15 protein-coding genes are annotated in these 20,989 nt (G+C 67.6%); 2 read left to right on the forward strand and 13 right to left on the reverse strand.

From position 1 onward, the window contains the following. Window positions 1–11 precede the first annotated feature (11 nt). The 9 genes from A9179_RS15785 to A9179_RS15825 form a co-directional block, all read right to left on the reverse strand. Window positions 12–668 carry a hypothetical protein gene (locus tag A9179_RS15785; RefSeq protein ID WP_187807170.1) on the reverse strand — a complete coding sequence of 219 codons (657 nt, stop codon included), beginning with the start codon at window positions 666–668 and terminating at the stop codon, window positions 12–14. Further along, entirely contained in the window at window positions 665–4,030 is a 3,366-nt protein-coding gene (locus tag A9179_RS15790) for an eCIS core domain-containing protein (RefSeq protein WP_187807171.1), read from the reverse strand. Before A9179_RS15790 ends, A9179_RS15785 begins: the two co-directional genes overlap by 4 nt. 5 nt (window positions 4,031–4,035) lie before the next feature. Further along, window positions 4,036–4,305 carry a hypothetical protein gene (locus A9179_RS15795; protein ID WP_187807172.1) on the reverse strand — a complete coding sequence of 90 codons (270 nt, stop codon included), beginning with the start codon at window positions 4,303–4,305 and terminating at the stop codon, window positions 4,036–4,038. Continuing rightward, window positions 4,302–6,194 carry an ATP-binding protein gene (locus tag A9179_RS15800; RefSeq protein WP_187807173.1) on the reverse strand — a complete coding sequence of 631 codons (1,893 nt, stop codon included), beginning with the start codon at window positions 6,192–6,194 and terminating at the stop codon, window positions 4,302–4,304. Before A9179_RS15800 ends, A9179_RS15795 begins: the two co-directional genes overlap by 4 nt. After that, complete coding sequence (locus A9179_RS15805) at window positions 6,191–7,516, reverse strand: Pvc16 family protein (RefSeq protein ID WP_187807174.1); 1,326 nt, start codon at window positions 7,514–7,516, stop codon at window positions 6,191–6,193. Before A9179_RS15805 ends, A9179_RS15800 begins: the two co-directional genes overlap by 4 nt. Beyond that, window positions 7,513–8,319: a hypothetical protein gene (locus A9179_RS15810; protein WP_187807175.1), complete on the reverse strand. Its 807-nt coding sequence runs from the start codon at window positions 8,317–8,319 to the stop codon at window positions 7,513–7,515. Before A9179_RS15810 ends, A9179_RS15805 begins: the two co-directional genes overlap by 4 nt. Further along, entirely contained in the window at window positions 8,316–9,044 is a 729-nt protein-coding gene (locus A9179_RS15815) for a T4 family baseplate hub assembly chaperone (protein WP_187807176.1), read from the reverse strand. The genes A9179_RS15810 and A9179_RS15815 overlap by 4 nt, the downstream gene beginning before the upstream one ends. Window positions 9,045–9,113: 69 nt before the next feature. After that, window positions 9,114–9,638 carry a phage tail protein gene (locus A9179_RS15820; RefSeq protein ID WP_187807177.1) on the reverse strand — a complete coding sequence of 175 codons (525 nt, stop codon included), beginning with the start codon at window positions 9,636–9,638 and terminating at the stop codon, window positions 9,114–9,116. Between the two features lie 86 nt (window positions 9,639–9,724). After that, window positions 9,725–12,019 (reverse strand): phage tail sheath family protein, encoded by a 2,295-nt coding sequence (locus A9179_RS15825; protein ID WP_187807178.1) that lies wholly within the window; start codon window positions 12,017–12,019, stop codon window positions 9,725–9,727. 897 nt (window positions 12,020–12,916) lie between these two features. Here A9179_RS15825 and A9179_RS15830 point away from each other — a divergent pair. Continuing rightward, a complete protein-coding gene (locus A9179_RS15830; RefSeq protein ID WP_187807179.1) occupies window positions 12,917–13,129 on the forward strand; it encodes a DUF1127 domain-containing protein in 213 nt (70 codons plus the stop codon). Between the two features lie 57 nt (window positions 13,130–13,186). On the opposite strand, the gene A9179_RS15835 is transcribed toward A9179_RS15830, so the two are convergent. Next, entirely contained in the window at window positions 13,187–14,896 is a 1,710-nt protein-coding gene (locus A9179_RS15835) for an amidase (protein ID WP_187807180.1), read from the reverse strand. 629 nt (window positions 14,897–15,525) lie between these two features. Here A9179_RS15835 and A9179_RS15840 point away from each other — a divergent pair. After that, window positions 15,526–16,179 carry a peroxiredoxin gene (locus A9179_RS15840; protein ID WP_187807181.1) on the forward strand — a complete coding sequence of 218 codons (654 nt, stop codon included), beginning with the start codon at window positions 15,526–15,528 and terminating at the stop codon, window positions 16,177–16,179. 38 nt (window positions 16,180–16,217) lie between these two features. Here the strand turns inward: A9179_RS15840 and mhpT are convergent, their stop codons facing one another. The 3 genes from mhpT to A9179_RS15855 all read right to left on the reverse strand — a co-directional run bounded on the left by mhpT (window position 16,218) and on the right by A9179_RS15855 (window position 20,962). Continuing rightward, window positions 16,218–17,426, reverse strand: a complete 1,209-nt coding sequence (gene mhpT, locus A9179_RS15845) for a 3-(3-hydroxy-phenyl)propionate transporter MhpT (RefSeq protein ID WP_187807182.1) — start codon at window positions 17,424–17,426, stop codon at window positions 16,218–16,220. A gap of 81 nt (window positions 17,427–17,507) precedes the next feature. Continuing rightward, a complete protein-coding gene (locus tag A9179_RS15850) occupies window positions 17,508–19,373 on the reverse strand; it encodes a feruloyl-CoA synthase (RefSeq protein WP_187808608.1) in 1,866 nt (621 codons plus the stop codon). 140 nt (window positions 19,374–19,513) lie between these two features. Continuing rightward, complete coding sequence (locus A9179_RS15855; protein ID WP_187807183.1) at window positions 19,514–20,962, reverse strand: aldehyde dehydrogenase; 1,449 nt, start codon at window positions 20,960–20,962, stop codon at window positions 19,514–19,516. Window positions 20,963–20,989 lie beyond the last annotated feature (27 nt).

The raw sequence follows: 20,989 nt of genomic DNA on the forward strand, positions 1-20,989 counted from the left end.
GATTCATCGGTTCAGAACAGGCTGCCCAGGCCCAGACTGGCCAGGGTCGAGCTGGAGGCTCTGGCCGCCAGGCGTTCGCGGCTCTGGTGGTAGGCCATGTACAGATGCCCGCCCTTGTCGCCGAAGCCGAGGTCGTTGACGTTGAGCACGCGCATGCCGAGGCTGATGCGCGCGCGAATCGGATTGAGGCTGGCGTCGAAGGCTTCCTCGACTATGGCGAAGTCGGTGATGCGCACCGGCACCACCCGCGAGCGGCTCCACACGAACAGCGGCAGCGGTGCCTGCACCGGGACTATCTCCAGGGTGCCGGCATTGGCCAGCTGGTTGTTGCGAATCAGCGCGCCGCTGTCCGGGTAGACGATGGTCTCCAGGGCAGCCAGCTGCGGGTGCAGGCCCACCTCCACGGCCGTACGGTGCTGATCGGGGAATTCCAGCTGGTCGGTGGCATCGATCTCGGCGTCCAGCTTGATGGTTTCGATCGGCGGCCCCTTGAGGCGCAGCGGCTCGCTCAGCGCCGCGCTGCCGCCGACGCTCTGCGGCTGCAGGCTGCGGCTCAGGCTGTCCGGGTTGTACTGCAGGGCGATCACCCGCTGCACCGCGCCGCTGGCGGGGTCGATGAGGATGATGCCGCCCTTGAGTACCTTGGGCGATTGGCTGAAACCGGTCATGTCTCACGCTCCTCGGTCTTGGCCTTGCCGAACAGGTTGCCCAGCATGTCGCTGGGGCTGAGGCTGAGTTCCGCCGGTTCCGGTTTGATGTCGGACAGCTTGGGCATACGGAAACCGTCGACACTGTCGTAGTGCAGCGGCATGCGCACACCCAGGCTGAGGCCGGTGTCGAACTTGCCGCCGAGCAGTTCCCAGGTTTTCTCGGTGCGTACCTTGAACTTCCACACCCCGGCCTCGGCATACACCCGTGCATTGAGCTTGGCGGCCAGGACGATGCTGGCGCCGATGTAGGCGCTGGCGTCGACGCTGAACTTGTCCTTGGCGTAGGCGATCTCGCCGCCCAGCTCGGCCTTGCCCTCCAGACCGGCACTGACCTCGACGTTGAGGCCGCCACCGACCTCGGCGATGTAGGCGTCGATCACCACATCGGCGCCGACCTTGCCGCGGATACCGCCGCCGGCCGGAATACTGGCCTTGGCCTTGAGGTTGAAGCTGAAGTCGGGGTTGTCCTCGAACGGGCTGAAGCGCACCGAGGCCTTGACCCCGGTGAGCACGCCGGGGCCGACGTAGTAGTAGTAACCGAGACTGCCCCACAGCTTGACCTTGAGGCCGATGGGGCCGATGGAAGCGCCGGGAATCGGGATGCTGCCCGAGGCCTTGAAGATGGTGTTGTCCTCTTCCTTCTCGGGGAAGCGGCGAAACAGCTGGATGTCGGGGAAGCTCAGCTCGCCGTCGAAGGTGATCTTCTGGTTCTCGTCCACGGTGATGCCGGCGGTGGCTACCAGATCCTTCTTGATTTCGTAGGACAGCTTGCCCTTGCCGGTGATCTTCTCGTTGGGGTGCAGCTCGACGACGATATTGCCCTTGGCCCGGCCCTTCTCGATCTTGATGTCACCCTTGCCGTAGATCTTCTCCTTACCTTCCTTGTTCTCGTAGGTGGCATCCACCGTGCCATCCAGCCCGGAGAAGGCGAAGCCGGCCTTACCCTTGGCCACGAACAGCTCGCCGTCGTACCACAGGCTGGCCTCGATAGGTTTTAGGTAAGGGCTCTTGACCTTGATCTTGCCGCGCCCCTGGAACACCCATTTGCTCTTGGTGTAGTTGAGCTCCAGGCTCGCCTCGTTGCCGCCGGGAAGATCCAGATTGACCTTGCCACTGGCGTCGATCTTGCCGGCCTTGAAGAACACGTCGACGGCGCCGCTCTTCACGTAGGGCAGCTTCATCTGACTGGATTCGATGTGCGCCCCGCCGCTCCACTCGCCGCCCTGGTATTTCACTTCGCCCTTGGCCTGATCCACCCCCGGCAGGTAGACGAACAGGTCTCCCTTGAGCACCAGCCCGGCCGCATCGGCGGAAGCGGTGAGCTTGAGGTCGGCCAACTTCTTGGCACCACCGAATTCGAAGCCCAGGGTGCCCACCGGTTTGAAGGTCGGCGCCAACTCCAGGGCGATGCTCGCCTCGGTGACCTTCACCCCAGGGAACGGCGGCTTGATCTTGTCCTTATCGATGCTCTTGGTGACGCGGAAGCTGTTGGCATCCATGGCCACGGTGAGCGTCGGCAGCAGCGGGATGCTCGGTTTGATCGTGCCCTCGGCGACTATGCCGTTGGCATCGGCGCTGAAACTGGTGAACTGGCCGGGGCTGAGCTTGGTGTACTCGAACTTGATCGGCGCGGCCGGCTTGCCCTTGGGCAGCAGCAGCGCGCGATCCGGGCCAATGCCCATCATCAGGTCGGCGCCCTTGTTGGGCTTGAGGTTCATGATCTCGCCATCGATGCTGGCGCGGATCTTGTCGCGGCCCTTGCCCGACTTGTCGCGCTCGAAAGAGGTCAGGGTCAGTCCCTTGATGACCTTTGCCGCCGCCTGATTCTCGGTATAGGGCGAGCCAGCCAGGGGAATCGACTTGCTTTTGTCCGCCGGCAGCTTGAGCTTGACCGGATTACCCAGCACCAGCAGCTCGTAGTCCACCAGCACCGCGCCGGTGGCGGCGGTGATCGACGGGTCGTTGAAGCGTTTGCCGAGCTGACAGCACAACGAACAACTGGCCGTGCCCTGCATCACCGCGCCCTTGAAGGTCAGCGATACGCGCTTGGGGCGCTTGCCCAGCGCCGTCTTGGCATCGTCGAAGGCGGCGGTGGCCAGATAACGCAGCTGTTGCTGGATCAGGTTGCCGCTGGAGCCGTTGTCTACCTTGTCCAGCACTTGCAGATTGTCGCTCTGGTTGTCGCCACCCACCTGCAGTTCCTGGACATGGTCGATCTCGCAGGTCGGGCCCGTGGGAATCTTCGGAAACTGCGCCTCGCCACCCACTTCCGTCCAGCGCGCGTGGGCGTCCTTGCCCAGCTTGTAGCCGTATTTCGACAGCCAAGTGCGCTGCAGCGTATCGGTAGGATCGCGGGCAATGTTCTTGTAGGGCTTGGGCACCCCACCGGCCCATTCGAACGTCGCCTTCAGCGGCAGGTAGGGCTTGTTGCAATGGGCCAGCGCATAGGGCCCCTTCTGCGGTGGCAGCACCAGTTTCTCCACCTCGTAATCGGCCTGGGTCTTGCTCACCGAGCCGGTGACCTGCACTGGTACTTCGCTGCTGGTCAGGCTGAAGCTGCGGTTATAGGTGGAGGTCTCGTACTCGGCGGTAAACCCTGGCGGAGGGTCTTTCTCTTTTCCCTCAGCCACCGCGGGCGTTGCCCCGGCGGCGGTCGTGGGCGCCACTGCCGGCGTTGGCGGCGGGCCACCCGCAGTCGCCGGCTGACGCGACAGACGCGGGCCACTCTGGCTGAGCACGCCGCTGGCCAGCGGCTGGCCGCGCATCACGCTGTCGGCGGCGAAGTCCGCCTCGCGCTCCAGCCGTTGGTAGTCCGGCCCCTGATCGGCCAGATTGCTCACCCCGGCGCGCTGCAGGCCCTGTTGCTGCACGGTGTGCGCCAGTTCGTGGGCGAGCAGGTGGCGGCCGCTGTCGCTGTGTGGCTGGTACTGGCCAGCGCCGAACACCACGTTGTTGCCCACCGTGTAGGCATGGGCATCGACATCGCGGGCGGAGGCCGCGGCGGCGCTGTCGTCGTGGATACGCACCGCGCCGAAATCACTGCCGAAGCGCTCTTCCATGAAGCTGCGCGTATCGGCATCCAGCGGTCGTCCGGGGCGGGTCAGGGTGTCGCCGACCGAGGCCGGCGTGCCATTCAGCGGTTGCACCGTGCCATGGCTGTGCCGTTGCAAGGTGGATTTGGCCGCACAGGTCTCGCACTCGCCGCTGCCACCTGCAGTGCCGCCACAGGCGCACTTGCGTTGCAGCAGCAGGCTGCGCGCAGCCGCCCTGGAGGCTGGCGGCTCGCGCTCAGGAGTGTGATTGAGGGCGCGTTCGGCCATAGCGGTCAGTCCCGCAACTGCTCGGCGATCAGCCGGGCCAGGCGTCGCCCGGTCAGTTCCGGGCGCTCGCCGGCCTGGCGGCGCAACGCCGGCAGTTGCAGGCAGTCGGCCTGGAAGCCTTGTGCCGGCAGCGCCTGCAGCGTCAGCAGGCGGCCCAGCTCGCGTTCGAAGGAGCCGGCCAGGCGCGCACCGTCGCGCGGCGAGTAGCCCGGCAGGGCCAGGCTACCGATATGCAGCGACAGGCTCGGTGCGGCGGCAGGCGACGGCGCTTTCATGTCCAGTCCCCCACATCGGCGGCGGACAGCGGTTTTTCCAGCTTGGCGAACTCGCTCTCGGCGGCGCTGCGCAGGTGGCGCATGGCAATCGCGCAGTCCTCGTCGGCAGCCAGGAAGGCGGCGTTCAGCGCCAGGTTGCGGATATGCCCGCCGGACAGCGACAGGCGCGCCAGCTTGCCCAGATCCAGTTGCTCCAGGGGCGTATTGCCTGGGAACACCCGCGCCCAGATGGCACCGCGGGCGTCGGCATCGGGAAACGGGAACGGCACGATGAAACGCAGGCGGCGCTGGAAGGCGCTGTCGAGGGCCTGCTTGAGGTTGCTGGTAAGGATCGCCAGGCCACGGTAGGTTTCGATGCGCTGCAGCAGGTAGCTGACTTCCAGGTTGGCGTAGCGGTCGTGGCTGTCCTTGACCTCGCTGCGCTTGCCGAACAGCGCATCGGCCTCGTCGAACAGCAGGATCGCTCCGCTACGCTCGGCGACGTCGAACACCCGCGCCAGGTTCTTCTCGGTCTCGCCGATGTACTTGCTGACCATGGCGGCCAGGTCGATGCGGTACAGATCCAGCTGCAGCTCGTTGGCCAGCACTTCGGCGGCCAGGGTCTTGCCGGTGCCGCTGCCGCCGGCGAACAGGGCGCTGATGCCCAGGCCGCGACTGCTGCGCTCGGCAAAGCCCCACTCGCGGTAGACCCGGGTGCGCTGGCGCACCTGGGCGGCAATGCTGCGCAGGCTGGCCAGGGCGGCGTCGGGCAGTACCAGGTCGTCCCAGCCGGCATGGCTTTCCACCCGCTGGGCCAACTGCTCGAGGTCGCGCCGCGCCTCCAGGCGGCAGGCCGTCCACAGTTGCTCGGCGTCCGCCTGCGCCCCTGCGCGCCAGCTCTGGGCCAGCCGCACTATGGTGGCCGCCGGTAGCTGGAACTGTTCGGCCAGGCCGCCCAGGCGACCGTTGAGGCCGGCGGCCTGCTCGCCCAGCGCCTGCTGCCAGAGCTGCAGGCGGCTGTGCACATCGCCGCCGCGCCAGTCCACCCGCCACAGGTTGCGACGCAGGCGCAGCGAGCCCTCGCCGCTGAGCAGGATCAGGCCCTGCAGGCGCTCGAGGAATTCGCCCAGGCGCTGCGCCGCGGCAGGCTCCGGACGCTCCAGTTCGACCCACAGCAGCGCCCCACGCAGCAGCGCCTCGCGCTCCCACAGGCGGGCCAGCTGCTCGCGCTCCTGCTGCGTGCTCGGCAACTGGCCATCGTGCAGGCGGTACAGGCGCAGCTCCAGCTGCGCCGCCAGGGCACGAGCGAAAGCCTCGCCATCGCCCGCCTCGAAACGTGCGATCGGCGCCGCCGCCAGGTTCGGCGCGCCCTGCCAGTGCGCAGCGAGACGCCCGATTTCGGCATCGAACGGCGTGCTCGCGGGTACCTCCTGCGGGCGGAACCAGGGCTCCAGGCGCGGATCCGGATAACTCAGGCCGAGCACCTGGTGGAGGATGCCTTCGTCCACCACCAGGCGCGCCGACAACGGCCCGCCGGCGCCGCTCAGCTCCAGCAGGTGCCAGCGGCGCAGGCGCCCGACCGGGGTCACCGCAGCCCAGTCCGGCTCGGGCAGCAGGGCCAGGGCCAGGTCGAAGCTCAGCCAGGGCTTGTTCTCGTCGCCCTGAGCCTGGGCCAGCAGGGTACGGAAGCGCGCGTCCAGCTCCTGCGCCACCAGCAGCAACAGCACGTCCTGCTCGAAGCGGTTGAGCCCCAGGCGCTCGGCCAGGCTGGCCAGGGCCGGCGGCGCCTGCAGGTAGGTGCCGAGCGGCGTCGGCTCGCCGGCCAGGCTCTGCCCCAGGTACGCGGCGAAGGCGTCCAGGGCCTGGCCGAGCAGGCGGCGGTTGGCCGCCACATCGCGCCGCGCGCTCATGGCGTCAGCTCCGGCCCGCTGAAGCGGCCATCGGTACCGAGCAGCAGCGGGCTGATCCCGGCGTCCACCTGCACCCGTGCCAGGTAGCTGCCCTGGGCCACGTGGCGAAACTCGACCACCACCTCGGCCGTGCTCTCGGCCGGCGCGAGGATGCCGTTGCCGTCACTGGCGCTGAAACTGTAGGCCCGGGCCGGACGCCCGGCCGGCGGGTTCTTCTCGTTGAGCAGCAGGCGCACGCGCTGGCGGCTGCCGACCCGCGGCACGCAGCCGATGCGCACCGCACCGCTGCAGTAGGTGACGCCATCCACCAGGGTGCTGGTGACGCCGGGCTCGACGCTGAAAGTGGCCTCGGGGTTGAGCACGAAGGCCGCCAGGTTGGACTCCTGGCCGCCATGGGGCTGTGGCGGCGTGCCCATATGTTGCGGATGCACCAGCTGCAGGGTGCACACCCCGGCGCGCAGGCTCTCGGGAATGCCCGGTGGCGCCGGCAGGTTGAAGGTGAAGCTCAGCTCGCCCTGCTCCAGCTGCTGCACCGCGGCGGCGAAGTCCTCGCCATTGACCAGCAGGCTGAGCGACTGCGCGGCCAGGTTGGCGCCGCTGACGCGCACCCCGGCACTTGGCAGGATCGGCGCGCTGGCGCCCGCGACGGCCTCGACGCGATCCAGCCGCGGCGCGCGCAGGGGCACCACGTAGAGATTGCGCGCCAGCACCGGCAAGCTGGGCCGCTGGCTCTTCTGCGACTGTTGCAGCAGCACGCTGACCATGTAGGCAGCGCTGGGCCGCGCCGGGGTCTGCAGGGCGCTCCAGATGCGCGAGACCTCGTCGGTGGTGTGGTTGAGCGGGGTGATGCGCAGCTGCTCGATCTGCTCGGCGAGCCCGGCCAGCTCCAGCTCCTTGGGCAGGTTGGTCTTGCCCGGCCCCGGCTTCAGCGCCTCGCGGATGGCCGCGCGACCGAGGCCGGGAGTGTCGTGGAGAATCTGCATGGCAGCGCCGAGCAGCACCTCGGCATGGAAGTCCTTGGCCCCGTAGGCCGACACCAGGAAGTGCAGATCCAGGGCCAGCGCCGGGTTGGCCGTGCGCTCGCCGCGCGCGTCGCGGCTGGGCAGGTCGAGGTTGACCCAGCCGGGGTTGCGCGTCTGGTTGTAGAGGAACAGGTTGAGCTGGCTGTCGCCGGCATCCGCGGCGATGCGCTCGGGCGGGATGCAGGTGACGTTCAACGTGGTGGCGCTCAGCACGTCATCCAGCTTGAGCGCGACGAAGCCGTTCTGCAGCAGTTGCTGCAATACCGCGGCGGTGGCGGCGATGCCCAGGGCCGTGCTCATCCGCGCCCTCCCCGGCCCTGCTCGGGCCTGCTGCGTTCCTGCAGATAGGCTTCCAGGCTCTGCGCCGGCGCCCGCCGTGGAGCCTCGGCAACAGGTGCCGGCGCAGCCGGGGTGGACGCCGGCAGCACCTCGATGCGACCGATGCTGATCTCCACCCGCGGCGGCGCCGTGAAGTTCTGCGGCTGCACGGTCGGTGCCTGGGCGGCTACGGCCGAGGGCGCCGGCTGAACACTGCGCACGGCGGGCTCGTCCGGAAGCAGGCGCTCGACCTGGCGCTCGATGCGTTCGCGGCTCAGGGCCTGCTGTTCCGGCCGTTCGGCTGGACGCAGCGGCAGCGCCTCGTGCCGCGGCGTGACGCCCGGCTCGGCCGCCAACCGAAGTGCCGGCGCCACCACAGAGTCCACCGGCAATGCAGGCTGCACGGCTGACAAGGGTTCCACCGGAATCCGGACGACGACAGGTGCCTGCGTCTCGCGCAGCGACGGCAGCGGTTGCTGGGACTCGGGCTCCGCTACGGCTGCCGGGCGTACGGCCGGGCCGGCTTCGAGCGGTGCTGGCGGCAGTGCGGCGGCGCTGAGCACGGATCGCGACGGCGGCGTCACGACCGGCTCCTGCCACTGCAGCGGCGGGCTGGCCGGCCCCCTGGGCGCAGGGTTGTCCGCTGGCGAGGGGGCCTCGCCCGGCTCGCCCAACACCGGCTCGCCGGCCGGCAGCGCGGCGCTCTCGAAGCGCGACGGCAGGCGCGGATGGATGGCCGCGGGTTGCAGGGCGCGGCGCGCCAGCTGGCTGAGGAAGTCGCTCATGCCAGCACCCGGCTCAGGTAACGGGCGCGGCGCGCCGGGCTGAGGGCGAGAATCTGCGCTTCGCTCCAGCCATAGGCCTGGGCCAGCAGATGCACCTGGTCGAACTGGCGCTCGGCCCAGTCGCCCAGGCGTTCAAGTAGAAAGGCGCCGATGTCGAAGCACTCCTGCCACTGCCCGGCGCAGGCCGGGCAGCTCAGGGCCAGTTCGGTCAGCGCCTGTGGATCGGCCGCCGCCATGGCTTCGGCCAGGGCCTCGAACAGGGCTTCGGGGCATTGCTCCGGCACTACCGGCGTCTGCCCATGCAGCAGCTGCAGCACGCAGCGTTGCAGCAGCAGGGTGCGCGCCTGGCCTGGTGAGCCGGCCTGGGCGGCGCCGGCCAGGTCGCGACTGTCCGGCAGGCGGTAGGCGACGTGGTAGCCCTGCCATTCCAGGCTCAGCTGTGCGGGCAGTGCCGGGCTGGGCAGGCGCAGGCTGCGGCTGTCCAGCTCCAGTTCGAGGCGTTCGCCACAGTGCGGGCAACGGGCCACGGCCTGCAGCTGGTTGCCGAACAAGGCGCCGTAGACATCCAGCAGAGCGGCATCGCGCTGACCCAGCGGCAATCGCTCGGCCGCCGCCTGGCCCTCGTCCAGCAGGGGCGCCAGCACGGCGCAGGGCTGCAGGGCCGCGGGCAAGGCACGGCTGCTTTCCCAGCTGTGCAACCAGGTAATGGTATCGAGTGTGGCCACGCTGAACGCTCTCCCTGCGAACCCTGGCGCCTCAGCGGCGCCGCGCTACTGCACCGGCGAACCCCTGCACTAGCTGGGTTCGGTAAAGCTCGGCTCGGACGGTTCGGCCACTTCGTAGTCGCGCTCCCAGCCCTCGTTCTCCAGCTTGATGCGGGCAATGGCCACGGCATTGGCGTTGGCGTCCAGATCGGGCAGCGACTGGAACTCGCTGACCCAGCAGCGGAACACCTTGTAGCTCAGGGCCAGCTGGCCGGCCTCGTTGTACAACTCGATGATCAGATCCTTGCGAAAATCCTTGAGCGAGACTTCCGCGCCCAGGCCGGAGGCGAAGTTCCACACCTTGTTCGCCCACTTCTCGAAGTCGCTGTCATGGGTCACCCCGCGCTCCAGGGTGATGGCCTCGAACTCGGTGCGCCCCGGCGATTTGCGGCTGCTGCTGGGGTCGCCGCCATCGCGGTGCTTGACCACCTCGGTGGTGCGCTTGAGAGCGGACACCTTGCTGATGCCAGCCACGTAGCGGCCATCCCATTTCACGCGGAATTTGAAGTTCTTGTACGGATCGAAGCGCTGGGCATTGACGGTAAACTGGGCCATTTCCTGGACTCCCTGCTGAACCGGTGTGCCACTCGGCAACCGGCGCGAAATCGATCACCGCGCCCGACCGGGCGCGGCATCCCTGATCACACCTGAATCTGTCCGGCGAGCTGCTGGATCTTGATCACCACGAACTCCGCCGGCTTGAGCGGAGCGAAAGCCACCAGGATGTTGACCACCCCGCGGTTGATGTCGTCCTGGGTGGTGGTCTCGCGGTCGCACTTGACCAGGTAGGCCTCGCGCGGGGTCTTGCCCTGGAAGGCGCCCTGGCGGAACAGGCTGTTCATGAAGGCGCCGAGGTTGAGGCGGATCTGCGCCCACAGCGGCTCGTCGTTGGGTTCGAAGACCACCCACTGGGTGCCGCGGTACAGGCTCTCCTCAAGGAACAAAGCCAGGCGCCGTACCGGCACGTACTTGTACTCGGAGGTCATCTGGTCGGCGCCACGTAGGGTGCGCGCGCCCCAGGACACCGCGCCGTATACCGGGAAGTTGCGCAGGCAGTTGACCCCCAGCGGGTTGAGGGCACCGTTCTCGCCATCGTTCAGCGCATAGCTGAGCTGCTGCACGCCCACCAGGCTGGCCTCGGTGCCGGCCGGCGCCTTCCATACGCCGCGGTCGCCGTCGGTGCGCGCATAGAGCCCGGCGATGGTGCCGCTGGGGGCACTCAGGCGCAGTTTGCCGTTCTTCAGCGGGTCGGCGATGTAGATCCAGGGGTAGTAGACCGCCGCATGGTCGGACTTGGGCAGCGCCGTGCCGGATGCCGCGGCGACCATCTGCGCGGGATCCAGCGCGCTCGGCGGCGCATCGATGACGAAGAAGGTCCGGCGCTCCTCGCAGTAGGCCGCGGCATCCATCAGCACGCCGGTATCGGTGACCCCGGGCAGGCACAGGATGTTGAACAGATCCACCGCCTCCAGGGCATACAGCCCCTTGCGGGTGGCGCGATCGGCAATGAAGGCCGGGTACAGGTCGGCCGCGCCATAGGGGGTTTCCGTACCGCCCTGCAGGGTCAGGTTGACCGGCTGCGAGGTGGTCGAGCCCGCCAGCAGGTGCAGGTCGTCGGCGATGCTGTTGAGCGGTGCGGCGCTCAGCGCAATGCTCGCACTGCCGCCCTGGCTGCCGGTGGCCAGCACCAGCTTGTTGGCCTCGCGCACGCTGGCGGTGAAGAACTTGTAGGCGGCCACGCTCGGCTTCAGCGCGCGTACCGCCGCCTGCAGGCGGCTGGCGACATCGCCCAGCTTGGCCTCCAGATCGGCGCCCAGCGCCGCCGTATCACCCAGGCTGACGACGTCCGGGCCATAGCCATCGATACTGATGCGCAGGCTGGTGTGGGTGGCGTCCGGGCGGCTGTTGAGGTCGGCGGCGGCGAACACCGCACTAGTCAGGATCGCCGGATCGGGCACCGGCTTGGGCCGGATCGCGGCGACGCCGTCGGTCTCGATGCCGCCGGCATCGCTGCCCAGCTTCAGCACCGTGCTGGCGTTGTTCTTCTGCCCGGGCAGCACGCGCACGCTGGAGAACTCGCCGGCCACGCCGGACAGGCAGCGAATCGTCTGGGTCGAGGGAATCCGCTCGCAGATGAAACTGCCATAGGCCGCCTGGCTGTTGGCCTGGGCGCGCACCTTGGCCTGGATGGCGGCACACAGGTTGTCGAGTTTCTGGTTGACCGTACCGGCACCGATATCGGCCGGAATGGCGATCACCACCTTGACCGGCGGCAGGCCGTTGGCGCTGATCCGCAACTCGTTGTGGTTGGCGTCCAGCAGGGTCAGCGGGTCGGGCAACGTGGCGCTGACCGACGAGCCCTTGGCCAGGGCGTCCAGCGCCGCCTGGTTGGGCAGGCGGGTCAGCTTGACCAGTTGCGATACGCCGTTGACCAGATCCAGCGCGTAGCGGCTGTCGGCCGAGTTGAGCGAGAGGTTCTCGAACAGCTCGGCGCTGTTGTCGGCGGCGCGGATGAAGGCGATGTTGAAGGTGCTGCCGGGGTTGCTGGTGAGGTGGTCGACGCGCACCTCGATGCCATTGCCCGAGGAGCCGGCGTCCAGCGCCTCGACCTTGAGCACGTTGACCGCCACCGCCGCGCCATTGGTCAGGGTCGCCTCTGCCGTGGTGGCGTCCTTGACGATGCGCACGGCATAGGCCTCGGTACCGCCGTTCTGGAAGAACTGGCGCACGGCGTAACCCATTTCGGAGTCGGCAGCCAGGCCGCCAAAACGGCGTTCGTAATCGGCAAAGCCGAACAGGCGCACGGCGCGGTTGATCGGCCCGCGCGGCGCGGCACCGACAAAGGCCGCCACCGAGGTGGCGACACCGCTGATGGTGCGCACGCCACTGGGCAGTTCTTCGATATAAACGCCGGGATAGCTGAGTTGAGCAGGCATGACTGAGCCTCCTTGCTGGATGAAACCGCGATCGGCGGATGGCTGATTCCCTTCAGCGGCCAGCACTGACTGCTGCCTGCCACACACGCAACGCGACTGCATCCGGAATGCTCACAGCCCGGAAACTGTTGATGGCCACGGCAGCCTTGTTGAAAGTTCCCCTGCCAGGCCCGAAGGACTCTTGAATCTATAGTTGCTACTCAAGCAAACGCCAATCTCATCCGGCTAATTTTTTCGAACTAAGCCACGTATTAATTCGCACCATAGCGCTCGCCATCAATTAGCCATCAGCGGTAACTAAAAGCCAAACCCCAGCATTCAATTTCCTTTCGCTATAAGGAACAGCGGGTCATTAGCGCGCCCACCGCGCGCAGGCCTTATGCCATCACCAGGCCCACTCTAGACGGGACAAAGCTGTACAAGCAGACAAGAAATGCCATTTCCCAGCGCAAGCATGCGCCCATAAAAAACAGCAAATAAAAATATTAAAAGCAAACTTCAAGCACACTTAAAAACAGCAGCAAAAGACAATCAAAGACATCAAACAGCACAACTAAAAAACCAACAGATCAACACACCAAAAACAATTATCCAGGCAAACAAGAACGCACACCAAGAACAACTATCAGCGATTATTTACACTTAATAAAAGTTACCCAATCCAACTGACTATCTCGCCATTGCCTGAGTTGGCGCAGCCTCCAGGCCATGCCGGTACAGCAGCTGCTGTACGCGCCCGACAGCAACACAGCTGCAGGCGAGCGCCACAGGTACAGTTTGAAAAATAGCGAAAGTGCTACAGCACAATTGAATCCTGCTGTGACTGCCCCACTGCGTTGCACGGCCCCACCATGGACAGCCATAAACCACCCCGTCTCTGCGGGAGGAACTGCCGCCATGGAACGCACACTCACCAGCAAACCCGACGACTTCGTTCAGCAGCCCGTTGCCAGCGCCTGGCCCCTGCGCATTCTGGCGACCCTGCTGCTGTGGCAGCAGCGCGCACGCACCCGCCGCCAGCTCGCCCAACTGGATCAGCGCCAGCTGAGCGATATCGGCATCAGTGCCTGCGAGCGTCTCGAGGAAGTGAACAAGCCGTTCTGGCGCTAAGGCCTGCAGTACGACAGCCCCGGCTTGCCCGGGGCTGTCTCATCCAGCGCTACGGCATCAGCCGCGGGTCAGTGCCGGTGTCCGCGGCGGGATCAGGCGCTTGCTGCCGCAGGCTTCGAACGCCGCCGCCAGGCGCAGCAGCACCGAGTCGTCGTAGGCGCGACCGGCAAAGGTCAGGCCCACCGGCATGCCGATATCGGCCATCACCCCCATCGGCACGGTGACCGTGGGCACGCCCAGGTGGCGGATGGCAAGGTTGCCGTTGGCCACCCAGATGCCGTTGCTCCAGGCGATATCCGCCGACTGCGGATTGATATCGGCGTCCGCCGGGCCGACGTCGGCGACGGTGGGGAACAGCACGGCGTCGAGCCCCTGCCGATCCATCCAGTCCTCCAGGTCGAGCTTGCGGGTCTGCTCCAGACCGCGCAGGCCGTCGGGCACCGTAGCGATCTGATCCCAGGACTTGATGCCGCGCTTGGCCATGTTGACGTACTCGTCCATGCCGGCTGCCAGGTCGTCCTCACGGTTCGGCAAGGTTCCCGGATCGTGCGGGAAGATCTGCGAGCCATCCACATCGGCTAGCCGATTCAGCTTGGGATCGTCGTTGGCGCGCAGGAATTCGTCGAAGGCCCAGCCGCTGAGCTCCCACAATTCGTCGTGGAGGAATTCCGGGCTGACGATGCCGCGGTTGAACACGGTCGACGCGCCGGGGCGGTCGCCCTCGCAGTTGGACACCAGCGGGAAGTCCACTTCGATGACTTGCGCACCGGCGTCTTCCAGGGCCTTGCGAGCCGCTTCCCAGAGGGCGATGACCGAGGCGCGGGTATGGATGCGCTGGCCGGTCGGGCCGCCAATGCCAGGCTTCTCGCTGGTACCGGCCAGCTCATCCTTGTTGATGAACATGCGCGGCACGCCGAGGCGCTTGCCCTTGAGCGCATCGCTGCCGGCGGCGAGTTCCAGGTAGGACGCCGGACGCACGGCGGAAGCTTTGGGAATCGGCACCCAGGGCTGCAGGCGCCAGAGGTCGCCACGGGTTTCCGGGTCGTCGGCCACCACCACGTCGAGCACTTCCAGCAGGTCGGCCATGGTGCGCGCGTAGGGCACCACCACGTCCATGGTCGGGGTCAGCGGCCAGTTGCCGCGCACCGAGATCACCCCGCGCGACGGCGTGTAGGCGCACAGGCCGTTGTTGGAGGCCGGGCCGCGGCCGCTCGACCAGGTTTCCTCGGCCAGGCCGAAGGCAGAGAAACTGGCCGCAGTGGCCGTACCGGCACCATTGGACGAGCCCGAGGCAAAGGGCGCGGTCAGGTAGGCGGCGTTGTACGGGCTTTCCGCACGGCCGTAGACGCCACGCTGCATGCCACCGTTGGCCATGGGCGGCATATTGGTCTTGCCCAGGCAGATGGCACCGGCGGCGCGCAGGCGCTCGACAGTGAAGGCATCGCGCTGGGCGACCAGATCCTTGAAGGCCGGGCTGCCGGAAGCGGCGGTGAGGCCCTTGACCAGGTAGCTGTCCTTGGCCGTGTAGGGAATGCCATCCAGCGGGCCGAGGGTCTCGCCACGGGCGCGACGGGCATCGGAAGCCTCGGCCTCCTGCAGCGCCTCGGGGTTGCGCACCACCACGGCGTTGAGCCGGGTAGCGGTTTGCGGGCCGTCATAGGCATCGATGCGGGCCAGGTAGGCCTGCACCAGTTCGACTGCGGTGGTGCGGCCGGCTTCGAGTGCGGCGCGCAGCTCGGCAATGGAAACTTCGGTGACCTCGATCATGCCGTCACCTCCTGCTGCAGGGTGCAGCTACCAAGCGCTTCATCGCGCGGTGCCCGGAATGCAAGGGCATCGCTTGTCTCAAAATCGGCTTTCATGTCGATCCTCGTTTCACAGCATTAAGCAACTGGGTCTGGGCCTGCATGCGCAGTCGGCGCTGCGCCTGGCGGCCTATTGTGCACCAAGTCAGGGCACTGAAGCCGTTGACGTCGGCCAGGCTCCGGGCGGCACACCGCAGCCCGTTGCCAGACCAGGGCATAGAGCGACAGACCGTCGTCCTCGGCCCGGTAGATCAGGTTGCGCGTGTAATGCCCGGCATCGCTGCGGTAGTGCTGCGGCTGCAGGATCCGTGGTGCACAGGCCAGCAGTTCCATCATCAGCGGCGCCAGCGCCTCCACGCAGTCGCACGGCCGCGACTGCTGGCGGCTCAGCGCGCGGGCGTGATCAATGCACCAGCTCGGTATCGAGTCCGGCACGGCGGGAGGCCGACACCACGTGCCTCAATGTAGTAGATATTTCTCGCCGCAGCGCCCTAGCCAGAGCCTTCGGCAGCGCAGGCGCAGGCTCCGCGGGCAAATCCCGGCTAGGCTGTTGCAGGTTCGCGACTCACCCCGCTCCAGGAGGACACAACCATGGCACTGCGCATCAACGACCTCGTTCCCGACTTCAGCGCCGACACCGATCAGGGCGCTATCCGCTTCCACGACTGGATAGGCAATGACTGGGCCATCCTGTTCTCCCACCCCAAGGACTTCACCCCGGTGTGCACCACCGAATTCGGTGCCGTGGCCCAGCTGGCCGCCGAGTGGCAGAAGCGCGGCACCAAGGTGATCGGCGTATCGGTGGACGGAGTGGATGCGCACAAGAAATGGAAAGGCGATATCGAGGGCCTGTGCGGCGCCCAGGCCAGCTTCCCGATCATTGCCGATGAAGGCCTGGCTGTGTCCAAGGCCTTCGACATGCTGCCCGCCGAGGCCTACCTGCCCGATGGCCGTACCGCTGCCGATACCGCCACCGTGCGCTCGGTGTTCATCATCGGGCCGGACAAGAAGCTCAAGCTGTCGATGACCTACCCCATGTCGGTCGGGCGCAACTTCGCCGAAGTGCTGCGCGCCCTGGATGCCCTGCAGCTGACCTACAACGTACCACTGGCCACCCCGGCCAACTGGACGGCCGGCCAGGACGTCATAGTCGCCCTCGCCCTCAACGACGAGCAGGCCCGCGAGAAGTACGGCAACATCGAGATCAAGCTGCCCTACCTGCGTACCACCAAAGCCCCTAAGTAAGCCCGAACGCCGCCCCTGCCCGGCAGGGGTAGACACTCTTACGCGGAGGCCGCCGCCACGCTTTCGCCGCGGCGGCCGAGCAAGGCCCCGGCACTGCATGCGGCAATCGCCACCAGCGGCGAAACCGCCAACAGCAGGCCGCTCACCCCGGCCCCGGCAGCCAGCAGCTGGCCGGCCAGCAGTGGCCCGCTCATCGAGCCCAGGCGCCCTACCGCCACCGCCACACCCACGCCGGTCGCGCGCACATCCGCCGGATAGATGCGCGGCGCCAGGGCATAGAGAATCAGCTGGCCGCCCACCGCGCAGGCACCTGCCGCCATGCCGGCCAGATAGAACCAGCGCAGCTGCTCAACCGTAGCCAACGCCGCCAGCGCGACAAACATCCCCGGATAGGCCAGCAGTACCGCCAGCAAGGACTTGCCCTTGTCCATCAGGCGTCCGGCCAGCAACGAACCGGCGCCCCCTCCGAGGTTGAACATGACCTGGATCGCCGAGGTATCCAGGCGGCTCAGGCCCCGCTCGATCAGCAGGGTGGGCAGCCAGTTGAGCAGCATGTAGAGGATGGTCAGGGTGCAGAAACAGCTGCACCACAGCAGCAGGGTGACCAGGCCGCGCTGCCGGCCGAGCAGCGCCCGCGTACTTTCTCCCAGCGGCAGCGCCACACCGCGGTAGACCCGCGACTCCGGCAGCCACAGCACCAGCAGCGCGGCGATCAGCAGCGGCGTCACGCCGCCCACATAGAACACCGCGCGCCACTCGCCGCCCACCGAGAACATGCCAATCAGCGCGGCAAAGGCACCACCCAGCGGCACTCCGCAATAGGTCAGGCTGACCGCCATGTTGCGCAGCTCGGCGCTGGCCACTTCCGACGACAGGGCAATCAGGATCGGCAGCGCCGCGCCCATGCCCAGCCCGGTGACCAGGCGCGCCGCGAGCAGTTGCTCGTAGCTGGCGCTGTGGGCAGTGAGCAGGGAAAACAGGCCGAACAGGATGACTGCGGCGATCAGCACGCGCTTGCGTCCGTAGCGGTCGGCCAGCCAGCCGCCCAGCACCGCGCCAGGCAGCAGGCCGATCAGCCCGGCGGTGAATACCCAGCCCAGCGTGGCCGGGTTCAGGGCGAACTCGCGCAGCAGATGCGGCGCGGCAACACCGGTGGCCTGCAGATCCAGGCCTTCGAGCAACGCAACGATGAAACAGAGCCCGATCGTGCGCAGTGAACTGCGCTGGGAAGCAGATGAACTGGTCATGGAATCCTCGATTTTATTCTTGTAGTAACAACGCAGAACACACCGCGACGACGGCTGCCGCAGGCAACCCGAAGGCCGTGCTCAGGCCGGCGGCTCGTAGCGCACCAGCTGCGGCTCCTGACCGCCATACAACGCCTCGATCAGCTCGGCGCGCCGCTGCAGCACCGCGCGCTGGTTGAGCGAACCCTTGTCGGTGATCTCGCCGGCATCGATGGACGGCGGCTCGGCCAGCAAGCACAGCCACTCCAGGCGATTGGCGCTGCCGGTGGCGGCGCTGTTCAGGCGCTGCAGCCAGGCCGCGAACCAGGCGCGCACGGCCGTACTGGCCAGCACCTGGGCCACACTGGCGTCTGCCGCCAGGGCAGCCAGCGCACGGCATTCGGCCAGGCGCGGGAACACCAGCAGCCCCAGGCAATCGCGCTCCGGCGCCGCCACCACCACATCCTGCACATAGGGCGCGCCATCGAGCACCACCCGGTTGCGCAGCGGGCCGACGCTGACGAACACCCCGGAAGACAACTTGAAGTCTTCGGCGATACGCCCGTCGAACATCAGCCCCAGTTGCGGCTGCTGGGCATCGGCAAACTTCAGCGCGTCGCCAGAGCGGTAGAAGCCCTCTGCGTCGAAGGCCTCGGCGGTCTGCTGCGGCGAACGCCAGTAGCCGGCCATGATGTGCGGGCCGCGGAAGCGCCCTTCCAGCTTGCCATCGAGCGGCACCAGCTTGACCTCGCAGCCCGGTGCCGGCAGGCCGATATAGCCGGCCATCGACAGCGGCCCGGTGGTGAAGGTGCAGGACGGTGAGGCTTCGGTCATGCCCAGGCCGGCCATCATGCGGATGCGCTCGCCGCAGTGCTGCTCGGCGATCCGGTCGAGACGATCCCAGACGCTCTGCGACAGCCCGGCAGCGGCGAAGAAGAACAGCTTGATGCGGGCGAAGAAGCTGTCGCGCAGCTCGGCGTCGTGCTCCAGCGCGCCCACCAGTTCTTCCCAGCCCTTGGGCACGGTGAGGTAGGCAGTGGGCGAGATGTCCTTGAGGTTGCGCAGAGTCTCGGCCATGCCCTGCGGCGTCGGCTTGCCGCCGTCGAGGTACAGGCTGCCGCCGTTGTACAGCACGATGCCGACGTTGTGGCTGCCGCCGAAGGTATGGTTCCACGGCAGCCAGTCGACCAGCACCGGCGGCTCGATGGCGAACTCGGGAAAGGTCTGCAGGAGCATCTGCTGGTTGGCGCAGAGCATGCCCTGGGTGGTCGGCACGGCCTTGGGCAGCTTGGTCGAACCGGAGGTGAAGAGAAACTTGGCGAGGCTGCCGGCATTGGTCGCGGCAAAGGCGCGGTCGGCCTGTGCGCAATCGCCCGGCTGCGCCAGCAGGCTGGCGAAGGTCACGCTGGCACGCCCCGGCAGCTCGCCGCGAGTGAAGATCAGCGGGGTAGCGGCCGGGCTCAGGGCCTCGATGGCACGTCCGAACGGCTGGGCATCGGCGGCGAAGATCAGTCCCGGCTGCAGCAGCTCGAAGATGTGCCGCAGCTTGGCCAGATCCTGCGACAGCAGCGCGTAGGCCGGCGACACCGGGCAATAGGGAATCCCCGCATACAGGGCAGCAAAGGCCAGCTGCAGGTGCTCCAGGTCGTTGCCCGAGAGGATCACCAGCGGCCGCTCGGCGCACAGGCCGTAGCCCAGCAGGGCCTGGGCCAGGTTGCGCACATTGGCCAGCATCTGCCGGTAACTGATGCGCCGCCAGCTGCCATCGGCTGCCCGCTCGGCGACCAGGGTCGCCTCCGGCCTCAGCTCGGCCCAGTGCAACAGGCGATCGAGCAGGCGCTCGGGTGCGGCCTGCAGGGGCTCCTCGGCACGCAGATAAACCACCCCATCGGCACCGGGGGTGACAATTACCGCGGGCTGGCCGATGGCGACCTGGCGATAGCGCACCGGCTGCGGCCGCTGCGCCATGGATTCAACATTCACTTCGCCTTCCTCTCTTGCGGCGCCAGCGGACGAATCCTCGGATTCGCTGCCGGGCACGGATTGTTCTTGTTCTTCGCGTCTGCTCACGACCAGCCGGGCGCCATGCGGCGCCCCACTGCACGGCATCAGATCGGGTAGTGGCGCGGCCCGTTCTGTACCGTGACCCAGCGCAACTGGGTGAAGTGCTCGATCGAGGCGCGGCTGCCGAAGCTGCCATAGCCGCTGGACTTGACCCCGCCGAAAGGCATCTGCGCTTCGTCGTGCACGGTCGGCCCGTTGATGTGGCAGATGCCGGACTCGACCCGCTGGGCCAGGGCCAGCGCCCGCGACACGTCGCGACTGAAGATCGCCGCCGACAGGCCGAACTCCGAGTCGTTGGCCAGGCGCAGCAGTTCCTCGTCGCCCTCGCCGCGCAGTACCACGGCCACCGGGCCGAAGGACTCCTCGCGGTACAGGCGCATCGCCGAAGTCACCTCGTCGAGCAGCACCGGCTGCATGATGCTGCCCTCCAGGCCGCCGCCGGAAACCAGGCAGGCGCCATGGGCGAGCGCATCGTCCACCAGTGCCTGGATGCGCTGCCCGGCCGCCGCATCGATCAGCGAGCCCAGCTGCGCATCACCGTCCTGCGGGTTGCCGGCGCGCAGCCTGGCGACACGGAAGGCCAGCTTGAGCACGAAGGCATCGGCGACCTTGGCATCGACGATCAGGCGCTCGGTGGACATGCAGATCTGCCCCTGGTTGAAGTAGGCGCCGAACACCGCGGCATCCACCGCCGCATCCAGGTCGGCATCGTCCAGCACCAGCAGCGGCGCCTTGCCGCCCAGCTCCAGCAACGCCGGCTTGAGGTGGCGCGCGGCCAGCTCGCCGACGATGCGCCCGACATGGGTGGAGCCGGTGAAGTTGACCCGCCGTACCGCCGGGTTGGCGATCAGCCGCGCGACTATGGCTGGCGCATCCTCCGGCGCATTGCTGATCACGTTGACCACGCCGTCGCCCAGCCCGGCCTCGTGCAGCACCTGGCCGATCAGGCGATGGGTGCAGGGACTCAGCTCCGAGGCTTTCAGCACCACGGTATTGCCGCAGGCCAGCGGCATCGCCAGGGCGCGCACGCCAAGGATCACCGGGGCGTTCCACGGTGCAATGCCGAGCACCACGCCGCACGGCTGGCGCAGGCCCATGGCGAAACTGCCGGGCACGTTGGACGGAATCACCTCGCCGAGAATCTGCGTGGTCATCGCCGCCGCCTCGCGCAGCATGCCGGCCGCCAGCTGCACGTTGAAGCCGTACCAGTTGGCCGCTGCGCCGGTTTCGCTGGCAGCGCCCATGAACTCGGGCGCACGCGCCTCCATCAGCTCGGCGGCCTTGAGCAGGCGCAGGCGGCGCTCGCCGGGCGCCAGCGCGGCCCAGGCGGGAAACGCCGCCTGGGCCGCGGCCACCGCCGCATCGGCATCCTCCAGGGTGGCGGCGGCCACCCGCGCCACCACCTCGTTGGTGAAAGGACTACGCCGCTCGAAAGTACGGCCATCGGCAGCCGGGCGGGCCTGGCCGGCGATCAGCAAGGGCACGTCGAACATGGAACACCTCGGATAAAAAGGTTGAGG

The organism is Pseudomonas alcaligenes, assembly GCF_014490745.1.
Lineage (GTDB): Bacteria > Pseudomonadota > Gammaproteobacteria > Pseudomonadales > Pseudomonadaceae > Aquipseudomonas > Aquipseudomonas alcaligenes_C.

What these genes read in the sequence shown, in the direction of transcription:
- A9179_RS15805 (WP_187807174.1), bottom strand. Translation starts at nt 7,516, where the DNA reads ATGAGCACGGCCCTGGGCATCGCCGCCACCGCCGCGGTATTGCAGCAA.
- A9179_RS15850 (WP_187808608.1), bottom strand. Translation starts at nt 19,373, where the DNA reads ATGGCGCAGCGGCCGCAGCCGGTGCGCTATCGCCAGGTCGCCATCGGC.
- A9179_RS15855 (WP_187807183.1), bottom strand. Translation starts at nt 20,962, where the DNA reads ATGTTCGACGTGCCCTTGCTGATCGCCGGCCAGGCCCGCCCGGCTGCC.
- A9179_RS15840 (WP_187807181.1), top strand. Translation starts at nt 15,526, where the DNA reads ATGGCACTGCGCATCAACGACCTCGTTCCCGACTTCAGCGCCGACACC.
- A9179_RS15835 (WP_187807180.1), bottom strand. Translation starts at nt 14,896, where the DNA reads ATGATCGAGGTCACCGAAGTTTCCATTGCCGAGCTGCGCGCCGCACTC.
- A9179_RS15810 (WP_187807175.1), bottom strand. Translation starts at nt 8,319, where the DNA reads ATGAGCGACTTCCTCAGCCAGCTGGCGCGCCGCGCCCTGCAACCCGCG.
- A9179_RS15825 (WP_187807178.1), bottom strand. Translation starts at nt 12,019, where the DNA reads ATGCCTGCTCAACTCAGCTATCCCGGCGTTTATATCGAAGAACTGCCC.
- A9179_RS15790 (WP_187807171.1), bottom strand. Translation starts at nt 4,030, where the DNA reads ATGGCCGAACGCGCCCTCAATCACACTCCTGAGCGCGAGCCGCCAGCC.
- A9179_RS15830 (WP_187807179.1), top strand. Translation starts at nt 12,917, where the DNA reads ATGGAACGCACACTCACCAGCAAACCCGACGACTTCGTTCAGCAGCCC.
- mhpT (WP_187807182.1), bottom strand. Translation starts at nt 17,426, where the DNA reads ATGACCAGTTCATCTGCTTCCCAGCGCAGTTCACTGCGCACGATCGGG.
- A9179_RS15785 (WP_187807170.1), bottom strand. Translation starts at nt 668, where the DNA reads ATGACCGGTTTCAGCCAATCGCCCAAGGTACTCAAGGGCGGCATCATC.
- A9179_RS15800 (WP_187807173.1), bottom strand. Translation starts at nt 6,194, where the DNA reads ATGAGCGCGCGGCGCGATGTGGCGGCCAACCGCCGCCTGCTCGGCCAG.
- A9179_RS15795 (WP_187807172.1), bottom strand. Translation starts at nt 4,305, where the DNA reads ATGAAAGCGCCGTCGCCTGCCGCCGCACCGAGCCTGTCGCTGCATATC.
- A9179_RS15820 (WP_187807177.1), bottom strand. Translation starts at nt 9,638, where the DNA reads ATGGCCCAGTTTACCGTCAATGCCCAGCGCTTCGATCCGTACAAGAAC.